Genomic DNA, 13,770 nt, shown 5'->3' on the forward strand with positions numbered 1-13,770 from the left:
TCTAACAAACTATAAAAGCGTTTGTCGAATTGAATTTATCAAGCAAGCGACCAACTAGCTCATCTTTTTTCTATTTCTGCCAATATGCGTGACAGGTAGTAATGATAGCCAAAAATAGCAAGACCAAACAGAAGGATAAGAACTCCTACTCCCAAGCTGATGGCAAGGACAGGGGCGAGAGACTGAACCAAGAATAAGCTCCCTATTACAAGGGCCATTAAGATTGCACTATAAACCAAAATCAAAACAATTGCTACTATACGATTTGAACGGTTCACCAGGTCCGTAATGTTACTCCAATTGGTTGACAAATTTTTCACGTCCTTAAGGTAATGGTGGCAAGAAAGGATGACACTGGCAAGGATCCAGACTACAAGAAGGTAAATCATCGAGAGGATGGGCAATCCTAAATAAAGAGAAAGACCAAGTAAAGTCAGAACTGGTAAAAAGGACTGGACAGCAAAAATAATCCAAAATTTCACTTTCACATAACGAGCAAAGTCAAAGGGTAAACTCTTCAGAAAATCAACATTTTCCCTCTCCAAGGACAAGGCAATTGAATGCAGGCTGGTGATATTGTTATTGACAACTGCTATAAAGAGAGCTATAAAAAACAAGGGTAACCAATATGGAGGATGAATGTCTGGAACTATCTGAGAATCTCGGATGTTGGAAATCAGACCAATCATCATGAGATAAGGAAGGAAAGCACTTGTAAAAAGCACTGTAATCACGCCAGTTCCCTGTCCCAAGAGGGTGAGGTGGTAGCGTAAAACCATACGGAAAAAGCCCTTTTTATTAGTAGTTGAAATTCTCTCCTTACTGCGACGTTCTTTTTTGACCTTCTCCTCACTATTAAGCAGGATAACGTCATAAAAACGAGGAAGAACCTTCTTTTTGGTCAGGTAAAGCAAGAAAAGAGTTAGAATTATCCAAGCGAGCAGACCTAGGATGGCTTCTGTCGAAAAAGGCTCCACTGCTATTTTGTAAAAGATATGAAGAGGATAAAGGAGAAATGGAATGTCTCTAACTTTGTCAACAATACTTCCAAAAGTCGACTGTAGAAAGAGGACAAATATTAAAGGTATGAGAACCCCTATCCCAATCATCACATTCGAAAAAATAGACTGATACTTTCTGAAGACCGTAGTCTGAGCCAAGAAATGTACTGCCACTACCATCACTAAAGTAACAGAGACAAATAATAAGACCAAGGACAGCAGCATCAAAGGCAAGCCCAGCCAAAGAGAAGGAGCTAGCCTAATATAGAGGACTAGAAAATAAGCTAGGATTGGTACAATTCCAGCTAGAGCTGGCAAGAGAACAGACAGTCCTTTAGCAATTATAATCTCTGATTCTTTAAAGGCATAGGGCCTATACGATGCCAAGTCCTTACTCTCATAAAAGACATTGTAAAATGCAGTGAAAGAAGTTGAAAAGGCAAGCACCAGTAAAATAGCAACCATGCTACTAAAAAAACTTGGCATTTCCTCAAAAGGAAAACGAAAGGCTATATTTATAAACATGATGAGCATCAAGAGACTGGAAAAAATGTAAGAACTGAGGACTCTAGCGGAAACATTTACTTTTTTTCCAGGATTTTTAGCTTGCTTCTTTCGTAGGTTAGCCAGATTAGCTTCTTGAGATGAATAGAGGATATTGATATCAACTAATTTTTTAATGACCTTGAGACGCATCTGAAACCTCCTCTTTTCTACCAGCAAGGCTAAGGTAGATACTTTCCAAAGACTGGTCTGGATGGTCTTTCCTCAAGTCCTCTACGCTACCACAATAGATCAAATTCCCCTTTTTCAAAATAGCAATCCGATCACAGACTTGCTCAGCCACCTCTAGGACATGGGTTGAAAACAAGACCGTCTTGCCTTTTTGCGCATGCTCCTTCATCATTTGCTTCAAATCAAAGGCAGCCTGGGGATCCAAACCAGTCAAGGGTTCATCCAAAACCCAAATATCAGGATCAGACAAGAGTGCCCCAATGACAAATACTTTCTGACGCATTCCGTGAGAAAGAGTTTCAATAACCTGATAGCGATTTTCAGCAAAATCAAAAATACTCAATAGCCTAGCTAGACTAGCCTCCAAGTCAGAGCTAATCAGATCATAGGATGAAGCAATCAATTCCCAAAACTCATTGGCCGTTAAGCGTAAAAATAAGTCAGGCGAGTCTGCTACGTAGCCAATCTTTCGTTTAATAGCCAAGCGATTTTCCGATAAATCCTGACCGTCTACCAAAATACGACCACTGCTGGGCGAAATGATACTGACTAAGGATTTTATGGTGGTCGATTTTCCAGCACCGTTATGGCCAATCAAACCCATAATCTCCCCATTTTTAATCTGCAAATTGAGATTGCTCAAGGCCTCTTTATCACCATACAACTTACTAACATTTTGAAATTCAATCATGAGAAATCTCCTCTCTTTATCTATGTAATTTATTATAATTATAGCGCTTTCATTTTAAAAATCAACATTTTATATAAAATAGTCAAAAACTTATTATTCAGTTTTACGCAAACGTTTGAGCTAACCGATACTTTATGATAGAATAAAGAACAAGATTGACAAGTAAGAGGAAAAACAATGCAAAATCAAACACTCATGCAATACTTTGAATGGTATCTGCCCCACGACGGTCAGCACTGGACGCGTCTGGCTGAAGATGCTCCACACCTAGCTGATCTCGGTATCAGCCATGTATGGATGCCACCAGCCTTCAAGGCTACCAACGAAAAAGATGTGGGCTATGGGGTCTATGACCTATTTGACCTTGGTGAGTTCAACCAGAAAGGGACTGTCCGCACCAAGTATGGTTTCAAAGAAGACTATCTTCAAGCCATTCAAGCCCTAAAAGCACAGGGAATTCAACCAATGGCCGATGTGGTTCTCAACCACAAGGCTGCGGCCGATCACATGGAAGCCTTTCAGGTCATCGAAGTTGATCCTGTAGACCGTACAGTTGAACTCGGAGAACCTTTCACCATCAATGGCTGGACTAGCTTTACCTTCGATGGTCGTCAAGATACCTACAATGACTTCCACTGGCACTGGTACCACTTCACCGGTACTGACTACGATGCAAAACGCCGTAAGTCTGGGATTTATCTCATTCAAGGAGACAACAAGGGATGGGCTAACGAGGAATTGGTCGATAATGAAAACGGTAACTACGACTATCTCATGTATGCAGACCTAGACTTTAAACATCCTGAAGTCATCCAAAATATCTATGACTGGGCTGACTGGTTCATGGAAACGACTGGTGTAGCTGGTTTCCGCTTGGATGCCGTTAAGCATATTGACTCTTTCTTCATGCGCAATTTCATCCGCGATATGAAGGAAAAATACGGTGACGATTTCTATGTTTTTGGTGAATTTTGGAACCCAGATAAGGAAGCCAATCTGGACTATCTTGAAAAAACGGAAGAACGTTTTGACCTTGTCGATGTTCGTCTCCACCAGAATCTCTTTGAAGCCAGTCAAGCTGGTGCAAACTATGACCTTCGTGGTATTTTCACAGATAGCTTGGTTGAACTCAAGCCTTACAAGGCTGTAACCTTTGTCGACAACCACGATACCCAACGTGGTCAGGCTCTTGAGTCTACTGTTGAAGAATGGTTCAAACCAGCAGCCTATACCCTCATTCTTTTACGCCAAGATGGCCTTCCATGTGTCTTTTACGGAGACTACTATGGGATTTCAGGGCAGTATGCTCAACAAGATTTCAAAGAAGTCCTTGACCGCCTCCTAGCCATCCGAAAAGATTTGGCATATGGAGAACAAAATGACTACTTTGATGATGCTAACTGTATCGGTTGGGTACGTTCAGGTGCTGAACATCAATCCCCAATCGCAGTCTTGATCTCAAATGACCAAGAAAACAGCAAATCAATGTTTGTCGGCCAAGAATGGGCTAACCAAACCTTTGTAGATTTACTTGAAAACCACCAAGGTCAAGTTACAATTGATGAGGAAGGTTATGGACAATTCCCAGTCTCAGCTGCTTCGGTAAGTGTCTGGGCAGCCAATACAATCTAATACTCTTCGAAAATCAAATTCAAACCTCGTCAACGTCGCCTTGCCGTACTCAAGTACAGCCTGCGGCTAGTTTCCTAGTTTGCTCTTTGATTTTCATTGAGTATAATAGCAAATAATAACCAAGCCAGATCCAATCGGATTTGGCTTTTTTGTATTCACAAAAAGACCTACCCAAATGGATAGATCTTTACTTGATTACAATTTACCTGCTACTGCATCCAACAATTCTTGTATCTTAGCTTGGTTGCTTCCTCCTGCCATGGCCATGTCTGGTTTACCACCACCACGTCCATCGACGATTGGTGCTAATTCTTTGACAAGGTTTCCTGCATGAAGGTCTTTTGTCTTGCTTGCTACAAGAACATTGACTTTGTCACCGATAGCAGCAACTAGGACAAGAAGATCAGAGTAGTCTTTTTGTTTCCAGTTATCTGCAAAAGTACGAAGGGCACCAGCGTCAGATACAGATACTTTGCTAGCAATGTAACGGTGACCGTTGACTTCCTTCACATCCTTGAAGATATCGCCTGCGGCTGCAGCTGCGGCTTTTTCTTTCAATTCAGCATTTTCTTTTTGAAGTTGACGAAGTTGTTCTTGAAGTCCTTCTACCTTGTGAGGTACTTCCTTGACTTGAGGTGCTTTCAAGGTTGCTGCGACTGCTTTAAGAGCGTCCTCTTGTTCACGGTAGGCTTCAAAGGCTTCCTTACCAGTCACTGCCAAGATACGGCGAGTTCCTGATCCAATACCTTCTTCTTTGACAATCTTGAAGAGACCAATCTCAGAAGTGTTGCCAACGTGGGTACCACCACAAAGCTCGATAGAGTAGTCACCGATAGTAACAACACGGACTTCCTTACCGTATTTCTCACCAAAGAGAGCCATAGCTCCCATTTCCTTGGCAGTCTCAATATCTGTTTCAACTGTCTTCACTTCAAGAGCTTCCCATATTTTCTCGTTAACTTGCTGTTCAATCGCACGCAATTCTTCTGCAGTTACAGCTTGGAAATGGGTAAAGTCAAAGCGAAGGAATTCTACTTCGTTAAGAGATCCTGCTTGTGTTGCGTGGTTTCCAAGGATATTGTGAAGAGCAGCGTGAAGCAAGTGAGTCGCAGTGTGATTTTTCATAACACGGTGACGACGATTTGTATTAATTGCCAAGGTATATTCTTGGTTCAAGGCAAGCGGTGCAAGAACTTCAACCGTGTGAAGTGCTTGTCCGTTTGGCGCTTTTTGAACATTGGTCACAGTAGCCACAACCTTACCTGACTCATCCAAGATTTGTCCGTGGTCAGCGACCTGTCCACCCATTTCAGCATAGAATGGCGTTTCCGCAAAGATAAGAGAGGCAGTTCCTTCTGATACAGCTTCTACTTCTGCATTGTCAGCCACGATAGCCACCAATTTAGAAGACAATTGGCTAGCATTGTAGTTGAAGACACTTTCTACAGTAATGTTTTGAAGGGTTTCATTTTGCATACCCATTGAGCCACCCTTGACAGCTGAGGCACGCGCGCGTTCTTGCTGTTCTTTCATGGCTGCTTCAAAACCTTCACGGTCCACAGTCATACCAGCTTCTTCAGCGATTTCTTCAGTCAATTCAACTGGGAATCCATAAGTATCATAGAGTTTGAATACATCTGAACCAGCAATGACAGATTGACCTTTTTCTTTCAAGTCTGCTACGATTCCTTGGGCAAAGTGTTGACCTGAGTGAAGGGTACGGGCAAATGACTCTTCTTCGCTCTTAACGATTTTCTCAATAAAGTCACGTTTTTCAAGCACTTCTGGGTAGTAGCTTTCCATGATTTTTCCAACAGTTGGAACCAGTTTATAAAGGAAAGGCTCGTTGATACCCAATTTTTGACCGTGCATAGAGGCACGACGAAGGAGACGACGAAGGACGTAACCACGACCTTCATTTCCTGGAAGGGCACCATCTCCGATAGCAAATGAAAGAGAGCGGATGTGGTCTGCGATAACTTTAAAGCTCATGTTGTCGCCATCTTGGTCGTAAACCTTACCAGACAATTTCTCCACTTCACGAATGATTGGCATGAAGAGGTCTGTTTCAAAGTTTGTCTTAGCCCCTTGAATAACCGCTACCAAACGCTCCAAACCAGCGCCCGTATCAATGTTCTTGTGTGGCAATTCCTTGTATTCGCTACGAGGAACAGCAGGGTCTGCGTTAAATTGTGATAAAACGATGTTCCAGATTTCGATGTAACGGTCGTTTTCAATATCTTCTGCAAGGAGACGAAGACCGATATTTTCTGGGTCAAAAGCTTCTCCACGGTCAAAGAAAATCTCTGTATCAGGTCCAGAAGGTCCCGCACCGATTTCCCAGAAGTTATCTTCAATAGGAATCAAGTGACTTGGATCCACTCCCACCTCAATCCAGCGGTTATAAGAATCTTTATCATCTGGATAGTAGGTCATGTAAAGTTTCTCAGCTGGGAAGTCAAACCATTCAGGGCTTGTCAAAAGCTCATAAGCCCAAGTGATGGCTTCGTCACGGAAGTAATCACCGATAGAGAAGTTACCCAACATTTCAAACATGGTATGGTGACGTGCAGTCTTCCCTACGTTCTCAATATCGTTGGTACGGATAGCCTTTTGGGCATTGGTAATACGTGGATTTTCAGGAATGATGGTCCCGTCAAAGTATTTCTTAAGGGTTGCTACCCCAGAGTTGATCCACAATAGAGTTGGGTCATTGACAGGAACCAAGCTCACTGATGGTTCTACAGAGTGACCTTTGGTCGCCCAGAAATCAAGCCACATTTGGCGTACTTGTGCACTAGATAGTTGTTTCATATTGTCTCCTTATTTACTTGTTTAATGTGATTGGCTTTCCAGCATTTCCACATAGTCAATCGCGACACAGAGGGAAATGACTAGGTCTGCATAAGCGTCCTCAAGAACCGTTACGGTATAGGTAGAGGTCAGATGGAAGAGTTCCTTCTTAATTTCCGCAATCAACTGATCGCGATCATCCAGCAATTTGAAATTCAAATCCCAGATATTGCCCTCAATATGAAGACCTAGATTATCAAACTCATACTTATCTCTCCAGAAGGTCAACTTCTTGCGAATGACAAAACTCGAGCCATCCCGAAGCTGAATTTCAAAGCGAGGAAGCAAGGTCAAGATTTCTTTACTGATCTGACTAACCTGTTCACCAGTCGCATCATAGATGGTAAAAGTTTTGGGAATCTTAAAAAATGATCCCTCCACCTGATAGGCAGTTTCTCCCCTGTCATCCTTGATAGCGAAGCGTTCGCCTCCAAGACGAAACTTTTGTTTGACAAGAAATGTTTTCATCAACACCTCCAAAAAATCAAAAGACAAGCTCATATCACGAAGGGCGAAAAACCGCGGTACCACCTTCATTCAATGAACTTGTCATTCTCTTGTTCTTATGCAATTGTATGATTGAGTAGCATGACTTCCTAGCTTAGATGGCTCGCAGCACCGCCACTTCTCTGGACTAAGACAACTGAAAATCAATTCTCAACTTTCTTATTATAACGTTTTTTTAAGCTTGCGTCAACTGGGAATGATTCCTATTTAAATAACCCATTACCTACATCTCAGATTACTTTTTCAGAATATATTTTTTCTTACTGCTATCACTCTTTTTATCCCAACTTTTATTCCAAAGTTTTGAATTGTTAAAGATAGCTACGAAAATATTTGCAAATATAAAGAAACCTATAACCAAATGTATGGAATCAGTTGTTAGGTATTGTCTATCCAAACCATCCTTTAGAGAGAATAGTATAATTGTTTCGTTAACAATCAAAAAGGTTGGCCAATAACTTTTTTTGAAAAAAGTAGATATTTTCATTATTTGTTACCGCTTTCTGTAAGGTTAAACTTAGTATACTACTGGGAAAGAAAATAAGCAACTATCATAGAAAAAGATACCGTTACAAAAATTGCCTTTTATTTTTTAAAAAACGAACCAGCTTGACTGATTCGTTTTTTGACTGCTATCTCCTACTTCCGATACATTTTAAATTGTAGGAAGAGGTCGCTATATTTTCCTGTCCATTTATGGTCAAATTTCTCATAAACCTCTAGGTGTTTCATGGTTTCAGCATCAGGATAGAAGGCTTTATCTTCTTTTTTCTCCTCTGGGAGCAATTCCTTAGCTGGTAGGTTTGGTGTTGAATAGCCGACATACTCTGCATTTTTAAGAGCATTTTCAGGTTTCAACATAAAATTGATAAAAGCATAGGCTGCATCTTGGTTTTTGACTGTTTTGGGAATAACCATATTGTCAAACCAAAGGTTGCTGGCCTCGGTCGGAACCACATAGCGTAGATTTTCATTTTTCTCCAGCATTTGGCTGGCTTCACCAGAGAAGGTCACGCCGATAGCAGCATTGTTCTGAATCATGTAGCCCTTCATTTCGTCCGCCACAATAGCCTTGATATTTGGAGTCAGCTTGTAGAGCTTGTCCACTGTTTCTTCCAACTGCTGTGAATCCTTGGAGTTGAGGCTGTAGCCTAGCGAATTGAGTCCTAGTCCCAGTACCTCACGTGCCCCATCAAAGAGCATGATAGAGTTCTTATACTCTGGCTTCCAGAGGTCATCCCAATGCTCAGGCGCCTCATCTACCATGGTTTCATTGTAGACAATTCCCAAGGTTCCCCAGAAGTAAGGAATGGAGAATTTATTGCCTGGGTCAAAGGACTGGTTGAGAAACTCTGGTCCGATATTTTCAAGACCTTCAAGTTTTGAATAGTCAAGCGGTACCAAGAGGTCTTCGTCCTTCATCTTGTTGATCATATATTCACTTGGGATAGCAATATCATAAGTCGTTCCACCCTGCTTGATCTTGGTATACATGGCTTCGTTGGAGTCAAAGGTCTCGTACTGTACTTGGATTCCTGTTTCTTCTGTGAATTTCTCCAAGAGTTCTGGATCGATATAGTCACCCCAGTTGTAGATAACCAGTTTTTGACTATCTCGGCTATTGATTTTACTATCTAAATGCGTCGCAATTCCCCACAAGACCAGGATGATGGCTGCAATTCCTGCTAAAAATGAATAGAGTTTTTTCATGCTTGCTCCTCCTTCTCACGTGAGATAAAGTAATAGCCAACAACTAGGATAATACTAAAGAGAAAGACAAGGGCAGACAGGGCATTGATTTCAAGCGAAATCCCTTTACGAGCACGAGAGTAAATTTCGACTGACAGGGTTGAAAAGCCATTTCCCGTTACGAAGAAGGTCACGGCAAAGTCATCTAGCGAATAGGTGAAGGCCATGAAATAACCAGCAATGATAGACGGAGTCAGGTAAGGAAGCATAATTTCCTTGAACATCTGAAATTGACTGGCACCAAGGTCATAGGCCGCATGAATCATATCGCCGTTCATTTCCTTAAGACGAGGCAAAACCATCAAGACCACGATAGGAATCGAGAAGGCCACATGACTAGATAGAACGGTCAAAAAGCCAAGTGAAAACTTGAGTTGGGTAAAGAGAATCAAGAAGCTGGCACCAATCATAACATCAGGCGCAACCATGAGAATATTATTGAGTGAAAGAAAGGCTTCTTGGTATTTCTTACGAGATTGGTAAATATAAATGGCACCAAAAGTTCCGATAATGGTCGCAATCAAGGCTGACAGGAAGGCCAAGAAAAAGGTCTGAGTCACAATTAACATAAGGCGACCATCGCCAAACATGGTTTTAAAATGACTCAAACTAAAGCCTGTAAAGCTGTTCATGTCGTTGCCTGCATTAAAGGCGTAGCCAATCAAGTAAAAAATCGGCAGGTAAAGGACAAGAAAGACCAGTCCCAGATAAAGGTTGGCAAATTTTTTCATCGCTCTCTCCTTTCCTTGGTCACCCACATGGTGATGAACATGGTCAAGATGAGAATTACACCGATGGTTGAACCCATACCGTAGTTGTCATTTGTCAGGAAGTTCTGCTCAATGGCTGTCCCCAAGGTGATAACGCGGTTCCCACCAATCAAACGAGTCAGCATGAAGAGACTCAAGCTTGGAATAAAGACCGACTGAACTCCACTTCGCACGCCGTTCATAGACAGAGGGAAGATGACATGACGGAAAGTCTCCCACTTGGTCGCACCTAGGTCATAGCTGGCATTGATGAGATTGTTATCCATATCGTCCAAGACATTGAAAATCGGCAAAATCATAAAAGGAAGCTCGATATAGCTTGCGACAAAGATAAAGGAGAAATCGGTAAAGAGCAACTGCTGTGAACCGATTCCGATGAATTCCAAAAATTGGTTAATAGAGCCATTCTGACCAAAAATCCCGATAAAGGCATAGGCCTTGAGGAGCAAATTGATCCAGGTTGGCAGGATAATCAGCATGAGCCAGAGTTGACGGTGCTTGAGACGGGTCAAAAAGAGGGCTGTTGGATAGCTGATAAGGAGGGTTACAAAGGTCACAATCCCTGCATAAAGCACAGAGTTAAAGCTCATTTTGAGATAGGTCAAGTTTTGTGACGCAAAGTAGGATTTGTAATTTTCTAAACTGAACTGGCCTTCGATGTTGAAAAAGGATTGACCGAAAATCAAGACCAAGGGTGCCAATACAAATAGGGCAATCCAAAGCATGTAGGGCACTACAAAGAGTTTAGAGCTTGTTTTCTTCATCTCTTTCCTCCTCGATTGCATTGATCAGACCTGCTTCTTGCTCTTCGATTTCCACGTATTCTTCGATACGAGCATCGAACTCTTCTTCGGTTTCATTGAGACGCATGATGTGGATGTCTTCTGGTTCAAAGTCCAGACCGATTTCCTCACCCACGATGGCCTTACGAGTTGAGTGGATCATCCATTCATTTCCAAGTTCGTCATAGGCGATAATTTCATAGTGGACTCCACGGAAGAGCTGGGTGTCGACCTTAACTTGGAGCTTGCCTTCTTCAGGAAGGGTAATACGCAAGTCCTCTGGACGAATCACGACCTCAACAGGTTCATTTGGCTTCATCCCCCCATCGACCGCTTCGAAGCGTTTGCCGTTAAACTCAACCAAGTAGTCCTCAATCATGGTTCCTGGCAAGATATTTGACTCACCGATAAAGGTCGCAACAAAGTGATTGATCGGCTCATCGTAGATATCCACAGGTGTTCCAGACTGGACAATCTCACCATCATTCATAACAAAAATCCAGTCACTCATGGCCAGCGCTTCTTCCTGATCGTGAGTGACAAAGACAAAGGTAATGCCCAATCGTTGTTGCAGTTCACGCAGTTCGTACTGCATATCTGTTCGTAATTTTAAGTCCAGAGCTGATAAAGGCTCATCCAGCAAGACCACACGGGGTTGGTTGATGATAGCACGGGCGATAGCCACACGCTGGCGTTGTCCTCCAGAGAGCTTGCGGATGGAACGTTTTTCATACCCTTCCAACTGAACCATCTTGAGAACTTCCGCTACGCGTTTCTCGATTTCTTTCTTGTCAATCTTGCGCAAGCGGAGTGGAAAAGCAACATTTTCAAACACATTCATATGTGGAAACAAGGCATAGGATTGGAAGACCGTATGGACGTCACGCTTGTTGGTTGGGATGTCATTGATACGGACACCGTCCAGCAAAATATCTCCTGTCGTCGCATCTAGCAAACCTGCAATGATGTTTAGGATAGTTGATTTCCCTGAACCAGATGCGCCTAGAAGAGTATAAAATTTCCCCTCTTCCAACTCAAAGTTGATGTCTTTGAGAACCTTGGTGTTGCTGTCTTCAAAAACTTTAGAGACGTTTTTGAATTCAATAATTGGTTTTTTCAATTGTCATTTATTCCTTCTTTTTCATAGATTAACAGATCAGGGCTCTGTCAGGCCGCCACTACCTCGTGTAGGAGACTGAACTGCCTACATTCTTCTGCACTGACGATAGGCTTTCACCCCCTTTCCATGATATAGCAGCAGCTTTTCAACTACAGCTTTCTACTTGCTTTCACCTAAAATACGGACCTCTCTCTCAAGAATGACGCCAGAGTGTTCCTTAACTTTTTCAATCACAGACTCAATCAAGTCTTCGTAGTCTTTGGCCGTTCCATCAGCGACATTGATCATAAATCCTGCGTGTTTTTCAGACACTTCAACACCACCGATACGATAGCCTTTTAAGCCAGCTTCTGAAATTAATTGACCTGCAAAATGCCCTACTGGACGCTTAAAGACCGAACCACAAGATGGATATTCCAAAGGTTGCTTGAGTTCACGCAGGTGCGTCAAGCGATCCATTTCTTGCTTGATGACCTGATGGGTTCCTGGGGCCAGGGCAAATTTAGCTGACAAGACAACTGCACCAGACTCCTGAATGGCTGAATGGCGGTAACCAAAAGCCAAATCTTTGGCAGATAGGGTCTCGATTTCTCCATCCTTGGTCAAGACCTTACAAGACTGCAAGATGTGGGCGATCTCGCCACCATAGGCACCCGCATTCATAAAGACAGCACCACCAACGCTTCCAGGAATGCCACAAGCAAACTCAAAGCCAGTCAAACTATGACGAAGGGCAATGCGAGTTGTTTCAATCAAGTTAGCACCAGCTTCAGCTTCGATGGTGTAGCCATCAACGGAAACGTTATTAAGCTTGTCACACAAGATGACAAATCCACGAACCCCACCATCACGAACGATGATGTTGCTGGCATTGCCAAGAACCATCCAAGGGATAGTTTCTTGATTGGCAAATTTAACAACGCGAGCCAACTCAAAACGATTTCGTGGAAAGACCAGATAATCAGCCTCTCCACCTACTTTAGTATAACTATAGCTATGCAAGGGTTCCTTGAAGCGGATATCAATTCCTTCTAAGATTTCAAGCATTTTTTCTTTTACTGACATGATACTCTTCCTTTTACAAAATTCATTCCATTATACCATTTTTAAGACCATTTGACGACCCTAAAAAAGTCTTGGGCTTATTTTAAACAAAAAAAGAGGTTTCCCCTCTTTTTATGATTTTTTACAAAAGATTGCCTTGGTTCCATAGGCAACCAGAACGAGCTCAACTGCTAGGACAACTTCAACCAAGACTGGATTTGTCAACCAGCCAACTTGGACTAGAGATGGTGCCAGATCAAAGAAGGCATGTAGGCCATAGGCTGCTAGGAGATAAATCCATTTCTTCTGGCGAACAGCTTGGTAGACCCAAACAGTCAAGAGTAATTGGAAACCTAGGGCCAAGATTCTCTCAAAACCAAGCAAATAAATCTGCCAGACTGATAGCGACTGGATAGTTTTCAACATATTTTCAGACAGCAATTGCATGACCTGTGGATTCTGAGTTTGAACTGCTGAGAGAACGATGTAGAGATTAATCAAACTAGTAAGACCTAGGAAAATCAACTCCAAGCCACCATGCCCCAGTCCATAGGCTAAAGCGTCTGCCTTTTCCAAACTTCTCTTTTTCTCCAACCATTTGAAGAAAATAAGACGAGCAGTTTCCTCAAAAAATGCTGCCATGGCTAGTCCATAGACAATATAGACAAGTGGATAGTCCTGTAAGAGGGCAATACTGCCGTCTTTTTGAGGATGCAAAACCAAGATATGCACCAATTTTTCCAAAATCTGCGAAGAAACAAAGAAGGCAACAGCCCCCAAGCCCAAGACAGCTAGATTGATCTGGTATTTCTTTTTTGCATACCAAATGCTTCCTATCAAGAAAGCCAGCAACAGCACCATGGTAATAATGATATGAATGGTCATT

General features: G+C 42.3%; 12 protein-coding genes. 1 reads left to right on the forward strand and 11 read right to left on the reverse strand.

Annotated features, from left to right (window positions below):
- Positions 1 to 59: 59 nt before the first annotated feature.
- Both D8845_RS01740 and D8845_RS01745 read right to left on the reverse strand, forming a co-directional pair.
- The gene (locus tag D8845_RS01740; RefSeq protein ID WP_125452265.1) at positions 60 to 1,697 is read right to left on the reverse strand and encodes a hypothetical protein; all 1,638 of its coding nucleotides are present in this window, start codon (positions 1,695 to 1,697) and stop codon (positions 60 to 62) included.
- Positions 1,678 to 2,427, reverse strand: a complete 750-nt coding sequence (locus tag D8845_RS01745) for an ABC transporter ATP-binding protein (protein WP_125452266.1) — start codon at positions 2,425 to 2,427, stop codon at positions 1,678 to 1,680. Before D8845_RS01745 ends, D8845_RS01740 begins: the two co-directional genes overlap by 20 nt.
- Before the next feature lie 177 nt (positions 2,428 to 2,604).
- Here D8845_RS01745 and D8845_RS01750 point away from each other — a divergent pair, with 177 nt between their 5' ends.
- Entirely contained in the window at positions 2,605 to 4,059 is a 1,455-nt protein-coding gene (locus D8845_RS01750) for an alpha-amylase (RefSeq protein ID WP_125452267.1), read from the forward strand.
- 195 nt (positions 4,060 to 4,254) lie between these two features.
- Here D8845_RS01750 and alaS read toward each other — a convergent pair whose 3' ends face one another.
- From alaS to D8845_RS01795, 9 genes are all read right to left on the reverse strand, one after another.
- Positions 4,255 to 6,873 carry an alanine--tRNA ligase gene (gene alaS, locus D8845_RS01755; RefSeq protein ID WP_125452268.1) on the reverse strand — a complete coding sequence of 873 codons (2,619 nt, stop codon included), beginning with the start codon at positions 6,871 to 6,873 and terminating at the stop codon, positions 4,255 to 4,257.
- 21 nt (positions 6,874 to 6,894) lie between these two features.
- Positions 6,895 to 7,380, reverse strand: coding sequence for an LURP-one-related/scramblase family protein (locus D8845_RS01760; RefSeq protein WP_125452269.1), 486 nt, complete (start codon positions 7,378 to 7,380; stop codon positions 6,895 to 6,897).
- A 274-nt stretch (positions 7,381 to 7,654) separates the two neighbouring features.
- Positions 7,655 to 7,906, reverse strand: a complete 252-nt coding sequence (locus D8845_RS10405; RefSeq protein ID WP_125452270.1) for a hypothetical protein — start codon at positions 7,904 to 7,906, stop codon at positions 7,655 to 7,657.
- 152 nt (positions 7,907 to 8,058) lie between these two features.
- On the reverse strand, positions 8,059 to 9,129 hold the full coding sequence (locus D8845_RS01770; protein WP_045606046.1) for an ABC transporter substrate-binding protein: 1,071 nt from the start codon (positions 9,127 to 9,129) through the stop codon (positions 8,059 to 8,061).
- Entirely contained in the window at positions 9,126 to 9,899 is a 774-nt protein-coding gene (locus tag D8845_RS01775) for an ABC transporter permease (protein WP_000712740.1), read from the reverse strand. Before D8845_RS01775 ends, D8845_RS01770 begins: the two co-directional genes overlap by 4 nt.
- Entirely contained in the window at positions 9,896 to 10,702 is an 807-nt protein-coding gene (locus D8845_RS01780) for an ABC transporter permease (protein WP_000753801.1), read from the reverse strand. The genes D8845_RS01775 and D8845_RS01780 overlap by 4 nt, the downstream gene beginning before the upstream one ends.
- Positions 10,683 to 11,840 (reverse strand): ABC transporter ATP-binding protein, encoded by a 1,158-nt coding sequence (locus D8845_RS01785; RefSeq protein WP_000742895.1) that lies wholly within the window; start codon positions 11,838 to 11,840, stop codon positions 10,683 to 10,685. The genes D8845_RS01780 and D8845_RS01785 overlap by 20 nt, the downstream gene beginning before the upstream one ends.
- Positions 11,841 to 11,999: 159 nt before the next feature.
- Entirely contained in the window at positions 12,000 to 12,905 is a 906-nt protein-coding gene (gene murB, locus D8845_RS01790; protein WP_125452271.1) for a UDP-N-acetylmuramate dehydrogenase, read from the reverse strand.
- Between the two features lie 111 nt (positions 12,906 to 13,016).
- Positions 13,017 to 13,769 (reverse strand): YhfC family intramembrane metalloprotease, encoded by a 753-nt coding sequence (locus tag D8845_RS01795; RefSeq protein WP_125452272.1) that lies wholly within the window; start codon positions 13,767 to 13,769, stop codon positions 13,017 to 13,019.
- Position 13,770 lies beyond the last annotated feature (1 nt).

This window comes from Streptococcus mitis (assembly GCF_003942865.1).
GTDB classification, from domain to species: domain Bacteria; phylum Bacillota; class Bacilli; order Lactobacillales; family Streptococcaceae; genus Streptococcus; species Streptococcus mitis_BI.

Bases quoted from the DNA above. Each gene is read 5' to 3' on its own strand.
- D8845_RS01770 (WP_045606046.1), bottom strand. From the start codon at position 9,129: ATGAAAAAACTCTATTCATTTTTAGCAGGAATTGCAGCCATCATCCTG.
- D8845_RS01740 (WP_125452265.1), bottom strand. From the start codon at position 1,697: ATGCGTCTCAAGGTCATTAAAAAATTAGTTGATATCAATATCCTCTAT.
- D8845_RS01745 (WP_125452266.1), bottom strand. From the start codon at position 2,427: ATGATTGAATTTCAAAATGTTAGTAAGTTGTATGGTGATAAAGAGGCC.
- D8845_RS01750 (WP_125452267.1), top strand. From the start codon at position 2,605: ATGCAAAATCAAACACTCATGCAATACTTTGAATGGTATCTGCCCCAC.
- D8845_RS01760 (WP_125452269.1), bottom strand. From the start codon at position 7,380: ATGAAAACATTTCTTGTCAAACAAAAGTTTCGTCTTGGAGGCGAACGC.
- D8845_RS01780 (WP_000753801.1), bottom strand. From the start codon at position 10,702: ATGAAGAAAACAAGCTCTAAACTCTTTGTAGTGCCCTACATGCTTTGG.
- D8845_RS01775 (WP_000712740.1), bottom strand. From the start codon at position 9,899: ATGAAAAAATTTGCCAACCTTTATCTGGGACTGGTCTTTCTTGTCCTT.
- murB (WP_125452271.1), bottom strand. From the start codon at position 12,905: ATGTCAGTAAAAGAAAAAATGCTTGAAATCTTAGAAGGAATTGATATC.
- D8845_RS10405 (WP_125452270.1), bottom strand. From the start codon at position 7,906: ATGAAAATATCTACTTTTTTCAAAAAAAGTTATTGGCCAACCTTTTTG.
- alaS (WP_125452268.1), bottom strand. From the start codon at position 6,873: ATGAAACAACTATCTAGTGCACAAGTACGCCAAATGTGGCTTGATTTC.
- D8845_RS01795 (WP_125452272.1), bottom strand. From the start codon at position 13,769: ATGACCATTCATATCATTATTACCATGGTGCTGTTGCTGGCTTTCTTG.